Here is a 13,183-nt window from a genome sequence, read left to right as displayed (position 1 = left end):
GAGCGGGCGTTCCGTTCTCCTTTTTTCATGCTACAATATCAAAGGAACAACAAGGTATAAAGAAAAGGTGTGAGCCATGGAACGGTTTAAAACATCAGCACTTCTTGATGTGATCAGTGAATTGTTTTCAAATGAAGCTTCAATTGCGGTTACAGATACCGAGCATTATATCTATTATCAGCCCAGCCGCCGGATCAATTTAAAAATTAAACCGGGAGATGGGATTAAAGAGGGGACCATTACACATAAAGCCCTTCTGTCTCAGCAAAAAGTCTCTCAATTTATTAACCGGGATATTTTTGGAACGCCTTATTATGGCATGGCGGTTCCGTTATTTGACGAGGAAAAACTGCAAGGATGTGTGACAGCGATTTTCCCGGCGCTGACAAGCGGGAAAACCGTGGTTACGGTAAAGAGCGAGGATGGCTGGGTTCCCATTCCGTTTTCGGATATCTTTTATCTGGAGGCCAGGGACCGCAAAACCTATGTGATAGGTGAAAAGCATACGGGAAGTCACAAGGATACGCTGAATGAATTTGATTTTCTCTTGCCGAAGGATAATTTTGTCCGCTGTCACCGCTCGTTCATCGTCAATGTAAATCACATTTTGGAAATCTATCCGGACAGTCATTCGACGTTTTTATTAAAAATGAAGAATGGTGAACAGGTGCCTGTCAGCCAATCCTATGCGAGTTATTTCAGAACCTTGCTCGGCTTCTAATCAGATTTTCTGTTTTACGAACTGAATGTTCTGTCTTATCTCAATTTTTTGTGATTTATCCCCTTTCTCTCTCGATCATACTGGCATTTGCTACACTTATGAAAAGAGAGAGACAAGGAGTGGAGAGAATGGAAAGCGTTTACAAACGAATTAGAGATCAGCGCTTACATGATCGGATTGTATCTGCAGAGGAAGCAGCATCCTGGATCGAAGATGGAATGACACTTGGCTTAAGCGGATTTACACGGGCAGGAGATGTAAAAGCCGTGCCGTTTGCCCTGGCTAAACGGGCGGAAGAAAGTCCCCTGAAAGTTAATGTGTTCACAGGAGCCTCCCTTGGATCAGATATAGATAAACTGTTTGCCGAAAAGAACATGATTAACAAGCGGCTGCCGTTTCAGGCAGATGCTACCATGAGAAAAGGCATCAATGCCGGAGATTTTCATTTTGTAGATCAGCATTTGTCTCATACGTCAGAATGGGTCCGCTCCAATGTGCTGGACACAATCGACTTTGCGATTTTGGAAGCGATTGCGGTTACCGAGGATGGCATGGTCATTCCGACGACATCAATTGGCAACTCCATGGTGTTTTCACAGTATGCCCAAAACATCATTATTGAGATCAACACGGCACAGACGGAGTTGCTCGAAGGCATTCATGATTTATATGAGCCGGGACCGCAGGGGGAACGGCAGCCAATTCCGCTTTCTGCGCCTTCTGACCGGATCGGTGTGAAGGGGATTCAGGTGGATGTGGAGAAGATCAGAGGAATTGTTTTCACCCATCAGGAGGATTCGCCGTCCACCATCGTTGAGCCGGACGAGGAAACGGTAATCATGGCACAGCATTTGATTACATTCTTAAGAGAAGAAATCAAGGCAGGCCGCCTGACAGAAAATCTTGCTCCGCTGCAGTCGGGAATCGGATCGGTAGCTAATGCCGTTTTTCATGGATTGCTGGATTCCGAATTTACGGATTTGGAAGTTTATTCAGAGGTTCTGCAGGATGCTGTATTCGATTTGCTGGATGCCGGTAAGGTGAAATTCGCATCATGCTGTTCGATAACCCTTTCTTCAGAAAAAATGAAAAGTGTATTTCCAAATTTTGAAAAGTACAGAGACCGTTTGCTTTTGAGACCTCAGGAGATTTCCAATCATCCGGAATTGATTCGCAGGATGGGGCTCATTTCCATTAACACCGCTCTTGAACTTGATATTTATGGAAACGTCAACTCGACCCATGTGATGGGAAAGAAGATGATGAATGGCATCGGCGGTTCAGGAGACTTTGCCCGCAATGCACGTCTTGGCATTTTTGTGACTAAGTCGATCGCAAAGGACGGCAACATTTCAAGCATTGTCCCTTTCGTATCGCATGTGGATCATACAGAGCATGATGTGGATGTGATTGTAACGGAGCAGGGATATGCAGATCTGAGAGGACTGGCGCCAAGAGAGCGTGTGCAAAAGATCATCGAGAATTGTGCTCATCCCCTGTACCGTGACCAGCTGAATGAATATTACCAGGAAGCGTTGAAAAGAGGGGGGCAAACCCCTCATGTGCTCGAAAAGGCTCTTTCGTGGCATATCAATTTTGAAAAGAGCGGAACCATGCTTGAGAAGGCTGCACAGCTGGTATAACCCATAAAAAAGCTGACTTTCATTTTGCGAAAGTCAGCTTTTTTCGTTAATTGGCTTTTTTTGACTTGGAAGAAGCATAAAGGTTGGCGAATAATTGTTTATCCGAATCCACCTCGGCATAAAAGACTTCATGCGGAGAGGCCATATAGAGCTTTTTCAGCTCCTGAACGAGCCAGTCCTCTGACACTTTGGCATGGTGGAGTGCCTGTTTCATCATTTGGCCGTCAATGATCACAGCATAGGTGAGGCCGTCCTCCTGGGGATAAAGCTGCATATCCTTTGGTGTGACCGGCCTGGACTGGGCTCTTGGAATAACGGAAACATCACCGCTCGTCTCGAGAATGGCATAGTTGATGTCCGAAATTTTGAAGTAACCCTGAACCCGAAGCAGCGACAGCAGCATGTAGACACTCATCCGGTTTTTCTTCAGTTCTTTCTCATTAATTTGGCCGTTGGCAATCACAATGCTTGGGGAGGTATCCATTTGGTAAAAAAATTTGTTCAATGACAACCGCGCAATGAGAACAATACTTAATCCGAGCAGGATCATACCGAATGCTGTTTTAAATGAATCTTTATTGACCAGCGGCTGTGCGCCGACGTTTGAAATGATAAAGAGAATGGCCAGGTCATAGGGAGTCAGCTGTGCGATCGATTTTTTACCGATAAAATTGGTGATGAGCCATGTAGCTAAAATGACAATCAGGCTCCTCACGATATAGATCATTAAATCAACCATAAAAGCCTCCTAGGTGCTCCGCGGGGAAACCGAAGTAATATTTTCAAACAAAAAGATAGATTCCTTCACGCTGCGGACTGCCTCGTGTTTATCATGGGTGATCACGGCACCCTTCAATTGCTTTAACGTCAGGTTTAATAACGTATAACTAGTATCGGAGTATTTGATCGCCACAAGCACCTGGCCCTTGTTCCACATACGTTCTGCGTTTTTGACTTCGTGCATCGCTTCATCCCAGTCTTCCTTTTTCACGGACTCTTCTATATTTTTAAGATTTTCCTTAAACGTAGGGCTGCCGGCATTGAAAAGCTGATATTGGGTAAAAAACATAGCACCAAAAAGCAAAATCAGTATGGCTGATAGTACAACAGTAATTTTCCCGGGCGTCATGCCACTTCCTCCTCCACGACCTCTTTTAATCATCTTCGGTAAAGAGAGGAGAATTTATACTCCTGCCTGAGAACACAGAAAGGATGCTGCCCGTCATACAGACAGCATCCTTTCTATATTGATATGTTATCTTGAGCTTGAACTTGAGCTTGAGCTGGAACGGCGGCGCCGGTTGTTTCTCACTCTGCAGCGAATCGTAACTACCTTCCCTCCGCTTGTGCGGCGGGTTCTTACTCTGCATTTCACTACCTTTTTTCCTCTGGACATCTTTATCCCCCATATCTAAAATCGAAAAATAAGAAAAGGAAATCTCTTTTCTCTCATATATTCTATGGAGAATCACTAGAATTGGCTTGGACACATTACAGGAATGTGAAATTAAATTAAGGGGCCTTCATACTGCTGGTTCTGATGAAACCGGGCGGAGTAAAATTCAGCAACCTGAGGATTGCGGGATAATGCATTCTCAAGCCTTTGGATTCGCGAGATTTGTTCCTGATCAAAAAAGGGACTGGCAATAAAAACTCTGATCTTTTTTGTGTCTCCGTTCATGGGATACCTTCTCTCCTTAGGGAAGTGTTAATCCCTTTATATGCGAAATTATGGTGTTTATGAAAAAACAAAAAAAGAAGACCGCAGCGGCCTTCTTTTTTCTGTTTCTTTTTCGTCATGCTTACCAGTGGTGGGCTTTGGCGTTGCTTCTCAAGATAATGTTCTGCTGAGACATCTCAGTATGACCATTCACTTGAGACTTTTGACGCTTCGGCCGTGTCCAATTGTGGTGAAACTTACTAGAGTGGGGATCTAAATGATCTTTGTAACTCATGGCTTTTCACCTCATCCGCTAAGAGTAACAATCCAGAAACATGTGTGATATTCAGGGAATATCATGATTATTATGCGTCATTGCCGGCATATTTATGTCAGATTGGTTTATATTTTTATCATTTGCCCGATCCACGGCGTCCGCACGTGTTTCCGGAACAAACTTTAATAAAATCATGCCGATGATAAACAAAAGAATAAGGGAGAACACGCCGCTGCTTGAATTCCCGCTGACCTGGGCCGTAACTCCGACGAGCAGCGGTCCAAGAATGGAAGCAAATTTCCCGAAAATGTTATAGAATCCGAAAAACTCGTTGGCGTTCTGCTTTGGGACAAGCTTGGCAAAGTAGGAACGGGAAAGTGCCTGAATGCCGCCCTGGGAGGTGGCAACGAGCATGGCAAGAATCCAGAAGTCCATTGTGGTTTTTAAAAAATAAGCATAAATGCAAACAATGATATAAACAAAAATCCCCGCATAGAGCATCTTCTTCCCGGTAAACTTTTCAGCCAGTTTTCCATACAGCACGGCAAACGGAGCGGCTACCACCTGGGTTACAAATAAAATGATCAGCAGGGAGGTGGAACTGATGCCAAGATCCGAACCATAAGCAGTAGACATGGAAATAATCGTCCCAACGCCATCGATATAAAAGAAATAAGCAAGCAGGAATAAAAACAGGGCACGGTAGCTATGGATTTGTTTTAAAGTCTGGCCTAGCCTTTTGAAGCTGTTGCGCATGATCCGTGGTTCACGCTCGATATAATATTTTTGGTGAACATGCTTGAAAAGGGGGATGGAAAACAATCCCCACCATACAGCAGTGATGAGAAAAGCAACCTTGCTGGCGGTAACAGTGGAAAAGGGAAGTGCTTTGGTTTGCGCGAGAATGATGATTGCAATGCTGATCAAAAATGGAATGGTACTGCCGATATATCCGAGGCCGTATCCCCGGGCAGAAACGTTGTTCATCCGTTCTTCAGTTGTAATATCGATCAAAAAGGCATCATAAAAAACGAGAGCGCCGCTAAAGCCGAGAGCAGTCAGCGTGTACAAAATCAGCAGCAGCAGCCATTGTTCGCTGGGAATAAACACAAGGGAAGCGGTTGAAGCAATGCCCACTGCGAAAAAGAATGCGAAAAACTTTTTCTTCATGCCCCGATAGTCAGCGATGGTGCCCAGTATCGGCCCGAGCATGGCCAGAATAAAGGTCGTAATGGCAATGGTGTATCCCAAATAGGCAGTGGAATCTGCGGCGCTTACCCCGGCCCTCGTGGCAGCACTTTTGTAAAAAAGCGGAAATACAGCCGTGGTAATAATAATGGAGTAGGCAGAGTTTGCCCAGTCGTAATACATCCAGCTGGTTTCTTCCTTTGAGAAATGTTTCATTCTCTTATCCCCTTTACCTTTGTCTTCACTTCTTAGCTTGTTATTCTCCTTCTCCTTTCAATAATCCTTCAATCACCGAGCCGTCCGTATCACCCAAATCCAATCCGAGCAATCTGGCAAATGTCGGTCCCTCATCGATCAGGCGCATATATGGAATCTCCTGATGTGGCCGGATACCTTTTCCGGCTGCAGCAAAAAATGTGGAGTAGTTTTCCTTTTTGGGAGAATAGCCGTGGCAAGCGTACGTATACCGTTTGTCACGAACATCCTCCTTCGTGACACGGTGAAGAAAGTCTCCTTCCAGAATTTCTTTAAAATAATAGCCAGGACGTGCCTCGAGCATGAAGCTGCAGCGGGGATCGGCTCCCAAAGCTCCGGCTTCATCTGCGGTCAGCACTTGCTCGATACCGTTTCTTTCCTCCTTCGCCAATTGAAGAAGAAATTCATGAACCTTGCTTTGAAGGTTTTGATCGTTTTTGTTTCTTATGTATATATATGCCGAGCCATCACAGCTATGGCAGTAGACCTGCCAGCTCGTTACCTTTCCTTTTGGAGAAACAGAAATCCATCCCTGTTCCCTAAACAATACGTTCAGTTGCACCCCTGTTGTTTCATCCAGTGCGCTGTGATCGCCTAACGCCACTATTGTTGTGTGTTCAGCTGTACCGCTTTCTCTTACTGCAGTCAGGATCCTGCCCAGACGGTGATCGTGGCGCTTTAGTGCATCCATGGCCTCCTCTGAAGAAAATCCGTGGTAATGGCGCTGAGTATCCAGGTCGGTAAAATGAATGAGCAAGAGACCTGGCTGCTTTGTTTTGATCGTATGCAGAGCGGATTCCAGCACAAAGTCATCGAGCTGGGGCTGGTTCAGGCCTTTTCGGATATGGCCAAAACGGCGGTTCATCTCAAGCTGGTAAAAGAAACTGCCATTCATGAGCGAAACAGGAATCTGATGCTGCCACGGCCGGTTCGCAAAGATCTCAGGCATGTGATAGTCGATATCTGCTTTTGCCGTAACCGGCCAGAGAAGTGCACCCGTCTTCATTCCTGCCTTTCTTGCTTCATCAAATAGGGTAGTGCCCTGAATATGCCGCCGGTGCCAATGCCAGTCCGGTGAAACTCTTCCTGGCTGGAGAAAGGTATTGTTCACGACACCATGGCGCTTCGGATAATTGCCAGTGACAATGGTGGCGTGGCAGGGGTAGGTGACAGTGGGATAAATGGATTCCACATTGGCGCAATACGATCCCCGCTCGAGAAGCTCTTGAAAGTGGGGAAGGTTCTTGATCACAGGAAAATCGAGTGAGGAAAGACAATCAAACGAAATGACAATTAAATGGTCAGTCAGGCGGTTCATAAGTGCCTCCCTATTATAATCTCTACAATAAGTGTTTCTTCATTGAATAGAGCTACCCTTTTAAAAGAAGGAAAGAAAAAAGAGCCGTAAAGTAAACGGCTCTTCTGTAACTCGCTGATTGGGATTGCCCTATAGTTGGATGGAGGAGCTTCCTTAACTTTTTCTTAATACATGCATATTCATTTTCTGTAAATTTTTATGATAGTAATAAATGCCTCATATAGTGGGTGTTTTGATTGTTATTTTCCTAAAAATTAGGGCTTTTTATCGATGTATAATTGAATATTCATACGATACTATGAATATTGTAATAGTTTTCCAAAGATGATAAGAGGAGATGGGCTGATGGGATTAAAAAAGAAAGCGGCAGCTGGCCTGATCGGGCTTAGCATTCTGGCTGCACCGTATGCAGCACTGGCTGAATCACCGGCCAAAGCACAGGTCGGGTGGCATAATGTCAACGTTTTTGAAACACAAGGCGAGAAAGATGGCAGCTTGTTTAACAGTGAAAACTATGATTTTGTGAAGTACAGCAAAATCGGGCAGAAGCTGATGGACATTCAAAAACAAAGTCCGCGTGTAAAGGTAGAGAAGCAAGGGAAATCAGCGTATGGCAAGGATATGTATGTCGTGACGGTGGCCGAGCCGTCGGCGAATGGCAAAATGGGATATTACAAGAAACTGAGAAAGCAAATGTTTAAGAATCCAGAAAAGGCACAGAAATTCATCGAAAAGCATCCCGATGTAAAGGTGCCGGTCATGATCAACGGTTCCATTCACGGAACGGAGTTTGCCGGGTCTGATGCTGTTCTTCAGTTAATCGAACGATTTGCGAAACAGAACGATGCAGAAACAAAGCAAATCCTGAGTACACAAATATTAATTTTTAATGTGGTGGCAAATCCGGATGGGCGTGTGGATGCAACTCGTTTTAATGGCAATGGCATCGATTTGAACCGTGATTTTATCACCCAATCACAGCCGGAAACTCAGCAGATGGTGTCACTCATCACGGAATGGAACCCGATGGTGTTTCTGGATCTGCACGGTTATGTAAAAGCATACGGAGGGCCGGATCATCCGGGATTGATTGAACCATGTACGCCGCCTCATAATCCGAACTATGAGTATGACCTGTTCTCCAAATGGTCCATGAATCAGGCGGAAGCTATGGAGTCTGAAATTGTAAATAACAGAAGCAACTATCAAAATACCAATACCTCAACTTCAAAGGTTGATTACCAGAAGATGACAGGTGCTTACATACCACAGCGTGATGATACAGCAGGCTGGGATGATTATCCGCCGATTTTCACCCCAATGTATGCCATGTATCACGGCTCTTACGGCTATACACTGGAAACACCGACTAATGACTGGGATGGTGTAAAGTGGCATTATGATGCGGTTATGGGTGCGCTAAGCTATGCTGCGCAAAATAAAACGGGCATGGTGAAGGACCAGATCGAAGTGTTCAAGCGCGGCATTAATTTCGATCATCCGTTCCATAAACAAGGCTTTTTCCCGAAAGCATACATTCTGCCGTCAGATCCTCAGGATTCGTCAGCCACAGAAAAAGCTGTGAACCACTTAATTAAGAATGACATTGACGTAAGCAAGGCCGTCAAACCATTTGAATTTGGCGGAAAAACCTATCCTGCAGGAACGTATGTGGTGAACATGAGCCAGGCAAAAGCAGGACTGGCGAACACCATGCTCTGGGATGGGGAAGATATCACGGAAGATACACCGGCCATGTACGATATTTCAGCATGGAGCCTGCCTGAGCTTTGGGGCTTTGATGCGATTCAGGTCCCGGCTGACAGCAGCACAACCTTTTCTCTTGCTCCTGTAAAAAAAGCTGACAACCAGGGACATCTTGTAGGGACAGGCCCATACAAGATTCCGAACACGTCTGTAAAAGCTGTCGAACTTGCCAACAAACTGATTCAAAATGGATATGCGGTCAAGCGTGATTCAAACGGTGATTTCTATCTTAATGGCAAAGTCAGCCTTGATGCTGTAAGACTTGTCCGTTATTCCGGACTGACCATCAAGAGTGACAAGATTCCGGCAGGCGCAAAAAAAGTGCAATCCGTTAATGTAACGATATTAAAAGATGGCGGAATGAACAAAGCACAATCTCATTCAGGAACAAAGCTGGCGCTTGAGCGACTGGGCTTTAACGTAAAAGAAATAACACCAAGTGATCTTGCCAATAAGGGATTGGGAAATGCAGATGTCTTTTTCTACAGCGGAACAGCCAATCTGGTTTCCTATAAAAATAGCAAAGCCAATGCCGAGTTTGGCTTGGAAAACGAAGCACAATTCGAGTCCTTCAAAAAGAAGATTTCCGACTTTGTGAATGGCGGCGGAAAATATGTCGCAGTCGGAGCCGGAGCAGCAAGTGCAGCAAAAACGCTTGGCCTGACAAACGTAACCATCAATAAAGGCAACGGCGATTCAAACGGTATTGTCCGTGTGGACTACAAGAACAATCTGTTGACACAAGGCTATAAATCCAGTGACTACGGCTTCGTCTATGGCCCGGTATGGTACTCCAACACCGATGGCTATGAAACCGTAGCTACCTTTAAAAACAATACCGATTTCTTTGTGGCCGGCCATTGGAAAAATCGCCAGGCTGCACAGGGACAACCGGTCATTATTAAAGACAAGTCCAAAGATGTGACGCTGATGGGAATTGAAGCTGGTTTCCGCAGCCATACGGATTATCTGTTCCGCCTGCTTTCCAACGCTGTTTACAGCAAGTAATGAATAAGCAAGCTTCTGACAAAGAGGCTTGCTATATTTTTTTGAAGGAATATACTTTTTTGAATCGAAATACTTATCTTTGTTGGAACAAAATGATAAGGGATAGGAACCGTCATGAGTAAAAATATTAATCTGATAAATCAGTGTAAAATTCATATTATCGGTTCTGTCGTGGGCAGTCGTTGGACTTGATTTGGCAATTCGGTATCCTGAACAAATCGTCTAAATACCCTGCCAGTATGCAAAAAGGCTTGTCGGCAAGCTCAGAACACCTGTAGTTGATTTCCCCGGCAATCATGCAGGAAGCAGCACGCATCCAAAGGGATTCTCATCAAATTGGATGAGATTTTGAGTAATAATTGAGGGTGATTGGAGAAAATGGCAGTAAACGAACAAAAATTAATTTCTTATGTAGAAGAAATAATGGAACGTAATCACAGCAGTGCTGCTGCATTAGTTGTAATCAAAGATAACAAAATCATATTAGAACACTATCACGGCTACCATTCTAATGCAATCAGATCAAAGCCAATTACGGAAGTCTCTAAGTTTAACGTAGCATCTGCCAGAAAAAGCTATCTGGGACTAGCGGTTGCTTTTGCTTTGTACGAAAAAAAGATCAAAAGTTTAGACGATTATGCAGTCGATTACTTTGATGAATATGATGAAAAATTCGTCACAAACACAACTATAAGGCACCTGGTAACACATTCTCATGGATTACATCAAAAAGATGATGGGACTCTTTTTAGAGAGTTTGATGCAGGTACAGGATGGGCTTACAGAGGAATTAATGTATTAATGATGATGAAATTAATAAACAGCCTATATGGAAAGAGTTTTCCGGAATTACTGAAAGAAAGAGTATTTTTATCCTTAGGCTTATCTGACACTGCCTGGTATACAAAACCTAATGATGAACTGGTAAAAGTAATTGATAAACCAAACGAAGCAGCGAGCTTCAAAATAGAAAGCACCAATGATGGAAGTGGCTCAAATCTTCATACGACAGCCCGGGAATTTGCATTATGGGGTAATCTTCATTTGAACGAAGGATTTCTGAATGGTAAACAAATAGTGCAAAAAGAAGTTATACGATTAGCTACCAAAGTACAAAGCCCGAATTACCGCGACAAAGAGACACCACTTAACGGCTTGTTTTGGTATGTACAAGATACACCGTCTCCTAAAAGTGAAATCGGAGAAAAGGTACCTAAAGGTTCGTATCAAATCCTAGGAATAACCGGTCCAACATTGTTAGTAATACCTAAACATAATCTAGTAGTCGCAAAAATGTATAATAAGCGATATAACTATGGTGGAGATAATTATCTTCATTATCTAAGAGAATTCAGTAACATAGTGGCTGATACATTTAGCTAGTTACATTACAATTATTGCCCAGGTTAAATTATCATTTAACAAAACAAAATAAAAAGAGGGAGCTGCCTGGCTGCAGCTCCCTCTCTTCGTTATTTCCTATGCATCTTAAATTCCAAAAACAGTTCATTGTAGTAGGCCAAATTCTTTTTGCCGAGATTTTCATAGACTTCGAGCTTGTCCGTCAGCTTGGGCGACGGGTAAAAGCGCTCATCGTTCACCGTTTTTTTCGGCATGTAAGCGAGGGCTTTTTTATTTGGCGAGGAATAGTTCACGTATTCCGCATTTTGTGCCGCGACTTTCGGATCAAGCATAAAGTTCATGAATTTTAGTGCGGCTTCTTTGTTCTTTGCGGTCTTTGGAATGACCATGTTGTCAAACCAGAGATTGGAACCTTCTTTTGGTACCACGTATTCGAGATCCTCGTTCTCACTCATAATTTCCGAGGCAACACCTGACCATACGATACCGATGGACGCTTCCTCATTTTGAAGCAGCAGGCGGATTTCGTCACCGACAATCGCTTTAATGTTCGGCGTTAAGGTATCCAGCTTTCGTTTGGCTTCCTGAAGATGGGCATGGTTCGTATCATTCAGGGAATAACCAAGACTGTTCAGCCCCATTCCCATGATTTCACGTGCTCCATCAACGAGGAGAATCTTATTTCTTAAATCAGGATCCCACAAGTCATTCCAGCTGGTGATTTTTTTGCCGTTCAGCATTTTCGGATTATAAACAATTCCTACAGTTCCCCAGAAATAAGGAACAGAATATTTGTTGTCTTCATCAAACGGAAGATCCATAAAGCGCGGATCAATGTTTTTCAGATTTGGAAGCTTGGAGTGGTCCAGGGGAATCAAAAGATTCTCCTTCCGCATCTTATCGATCATATATTCAGATGGAACAGCGATATCGTAGGTTGTACCGCCTTGCTCAATCTTGGTAAGCATCGCTTCATTGGAGTCGAACGTTTCATAAATTACTTTAATACCGGTCTCTTTTTCAAACCGTTTAATCAAATCGGTATCAATATAATCTCCCCAGTTATAGATTGTGAGGGTATTTTTGCCGGAATAGCCCTGTGATGAATTAAGCTCTGCAAGTGCATAGAAGAGTACGGCAGAAACAAGAATGATCCCGAGAAAAAAGCGGAGAAGCTTGCTCATTTTTTAACCCCCCATCTTCCTGGCCGGTTGCGCTGAGAAATAAAGTAATACACAACAACAAGCACAAGTGTAAATAAAAACAGAAGGGCGGACAAGGCGTTAACATTAAGCGAAATCCCCCGGCGTGCCAAAGAATAGATTTCCACAGAAAGGGTAGTAAAGCCGTTTCCGGTGACGAAGAACGTAACGGCAAAATCATCGAGTGAATAGGTCAGTGCCATGAAAAATCCGGCAAAGATTCCTGGTGTAATGAAAGGCAGAACAACCTTAGTCAGCACGTTCCATTGGCTGGCGCCGAGATCTCTGGCTGCATCAATCAAGGTCGGGCTCATTTCTGACAGCTTCGGCAATACCATAAGCACTACAATCGGAATGCTGAATGCGATGTGGGAAAGAAGTACTGAATACATCCCCAGTTTAATGCCTGCCATCGTAAACAAAATCAGAAAGGATGCGCCAATGATAACATCCGGGCTCACAATCAGCACGTTGTTCAGCGAGAGAAGCGTATTCTTCGTCTGCTGCTTGCGGATGCTGTGGATGCCGAGTGCCCCCAGTGTACCGATAATGGTCGCAAACAGGGAAGAAACAAGCGCGATGACCAGTGTATTCAGCACAATGATCAGCAGCCTGGAATCCTGAAACAGCTCTTTGTACCAGTCCAGTGTAAAGCTTTTAAAGTGGTACATGGTGCCGCCGCTGTTAAACGAATAAAACACGAGAAAGAAAATCGGTGCATAAAGGATGAAAAAGATGAGCACAAGAAATATTCGTGATAAAGGTGTGATTCTTTGATCCAA

General features: G+C 44.0%; 12 protein-coding genes. 4 read left to right on the top strand and 8 right to left on the bottom strand.

The genetic code is table 11. The features are described from left to right. Positions 1–76: 76 nt before the first annotated feature. Both QYB97_RS19575 and scpC read left to right on the top strand, forming a co-directional pair. Positions 77–721 (top strand): LytTR family DNA-binding domain-containing protein, encoded by a 645-nt coding sequence (locus tag QYB97_RS19575; RefSeq protein WP_301167710.1) that lies wholly within the window; start codon positions 77–79, stop codon positions 719–721. A gap of 128 nt (positions 722–849) precedes the next feature. Then, positions 850–2,364 (top strand): succinyl-CoA:acetate CoA-transferase ScpC, encoded by a 1,515-nt coding sequence (gene scpC / locus QYB97_RS19570; RefSeq protein ID WP_301167709.1) that lies wholly within the window; start codon positions 850–852, stop codon positions 2,362–2,364. A 46-nt stretch (positions 2,365–2,410) separates the two neighbouring features. On the opposite strand, the gene QYB97_RS19565 is transcribed toward scpC, so the two are convergent. The 6 genes from QYB97_RS19565 to QYB97_RS19540 all read right to left on the bottom strand — a co-directional run bounded on the left by QYB97_RS19565 (position 2,411) and on the right by QYB97_RS19540 (position 7,062). Then, complete coding sequence (locus QYB97_RS19565; protein WP_301167708.1) at positions 2,411–3,103, bottom strand: DUF421 domain-containing protein; 693 nt, start codon at positions 3,101–3,103, stop codon at positions 2,411–2,413. A 9-nt stretch (positions 3,104–3,112) separates the two neighbouring features. Further along, positions 3,113–3,493 carry a DUF4363 family protein gene (locus QYB97_RS19560; protein WP_301167707.1) on the bottom strand — a complete coding sequence of 127 codons (381 nt, stop codon included), beginning with the start codon at positions 3,491–3,493 and terminating at the stop codon, positions 3,113–3,115. A 378-nt stretch (positions 3,494–3,871) separates the two neighbouring features. After that, complete coding sequence (locus QYB97_RS19555) at positions 3,872–4,045, bottom strand: hypothetical protein (RefSeq protein WP_356948196.1); 174 nt, start codon at positions 4,043–4,045, stop codon at positions 3,872–3,874. Between the two features lie 121 nt (positions 4,046–4,166). Beyond that, positions 4,167–4,319 (bottom strand): YpzG family protein, encoded by a 153-nt coding sequence (locus QYB97_RS19550; RefSeq protein ID WP_074440556.1) that lies wholly within the window; start codon positions 4,317–4,319, stop codon positions 4,167–4,169. A gap of 51 nt (positions 4,320–4,370) precedes the next feature. Further along, positions 4,371–5,705, bottom strand: coding sequence for an MFS transporter (locus QYB97_RS19545; protein ID WP_301167706.1), 1,335 nt, complete (start codon positions 5,703–5,705; stop codon positions 4,371–4,373). A 40-nt stretch (positions 5,706–5,745) separates the two neighbouring features. Next, positions 5,746–7,062 (bottom strand): alkaline phosphatase family protein, encoded by a 1,317-nt coding sequence (locus QYB97_RS19540; RefSeq protein WP_301167705.1) that lies wholly within the window; start codon positions 7,060–7,062, stop codon positions 5,746–5,748. Positions 7,063–7,407: 345 nt separating this feature from the next. On the opposite strand from QYB97_RS19540, the gene QYB97_RS19535 reads away from it, so the two are divergent. Continuing rightward, positions 7,408–9,837: a M14 family zinc carboxypeptidase gene (locus tag QYB97_RS19535; RefSeq protein WP_301167704.1), complete on the top strand. Its 2,430-nt coding sequence runs from the start codon at positions 7,408–7,410 to the stop codon at positions 9,835–9,837. A 378-nt stretch (positions 9,838–10,215) separates the two neighbouring features. Next, entirely contained in the window at positions 10,216–11,220 is a 1,005-nt protein-coding gene (locus QYB97_RS19530) for a serine hydrolase domain-containing protein (protein WP_301167703.1), read from the top strand. 89 nt (positions 11,221–11,309) lie between these two features. Here QYB97_RS19530 and QYB97_RS19525 read toward each other — a convergent pair whose 3' ends face one another. Next, complete coding sequence (locus QYB97_RS19525) at positions 11,310–12,383, bottom strand: ABC transporter substrate-binding protein (protein ID WP_301167702.1); 1,074 nt, start codon at positions 12,381–12,383, stop codon at positions 11,310–11,312. Then, positions 12,380–13,183, bottom strand: a complete 804-nt coding sequence (locus tag QYB97_RS19520; protein ID WP_301167701.1) for an ABC transporter permease — start codon at positions 13,181–13,183, stop codon at positions 12,380–12,382. Before QYB97_RS19520 ends, QYB97_RS19525 begins: the two co-directional genes overlap by 4 nt.

The organism is Fictibacillus fluitans (assembly GCF_030418125.1).
Classification (GTDB): domain Bacteria; phylum Bacillota; class Bacilli; order Bacillales; family Fictibacillaceae; genus Fictibacillus_C; species Fictibacillus_C fluitans.
Note: the sequence above shows the minus strand (reverse complement) of the source record. Positions and strands in the feature narration are given on the sequence as shown.

Excerpts from the sequence above, each read along its gene's own strand:
- scpC (WP_301167709.1), top strand. The coding sequence starts at position 850 with ATGGAAAGCGTTTACAAACGAATTAGAGATCAGCGCTTACATGATCGG.
- QYB97_RS19565 (WP_301167708.1), bottom strand. The coding sequence starts at position 3,103 with ATGGTTGATTTAATGATCTATATCGTGAGGAGCCTGATTGTCATTTTA.
- QYB97_RS19525 (WP_301167702.1), bottom strand. The coding sequence starts at position 12,383 with ATGAGCAAGCTTCTCCGCTTTTTTCTCGGGATCATTCTTGTTTCTGCC.
- QYB97_RS19555 (WP_356948196.1), bottom strand. The coding sequence starts at position 4,045 with ATGAACGGAGACACAAAAAAGATCAGAGTTTTTATTGCCAGTCCCTTT.
- QYB97_RS19535 (WP_301167704.1), top strand. The coding sequence starts at position 7,408 with ATGGGATTAAAAAAGAAAGCGGCAGCTGGCCTGATCGGGCTTAGCATT.
- QYB97_RS19560 (WP_301167707.1), bottom strand. The coding sequence starts at position 3,493 with ATGACGCCCGGGAAAATTACTGTTGTACTATCAGCCATACTGATTTTG.
- QYB97_RS19545 (WP_301167706.1), bottom strand. The coding sequence starts at position 5,705 with ATGAAACATTTCTCAAAGGAAGAAACCAGCTGGATGTATTACGACTGG.
- QYB97_RS19540 (WP_301167705.1), bottom strand. The coding sequence starts at position 7,062 with ATGAACCGCCTGACTGACCATTTAATTGTCATTTCGTTTGATTGTCTT.
- QYB97_RS19575 (WP_301167710.1), top strand. The coding sequence starts at position 77 with ATGGAACGGTTTAAAACATCAGCACTTCTTGATGTGATCAGTGAATTG.
- QYB97_RS19530 (WP_301167703.1), top strand. The coding sequence starts at position 10,216 with ATGGCAGTAAACGAACAAAAATTAATTTCTTATGTAGAAGAAATAATG.
- QYB97_RS19550 (WP_074440556.1), bottom strand. The coding sequence starts at position 4,319 with ATGAGTTACAAAGATCATTTAGATCCCCACTCTAGTAAGTTTCACCAC.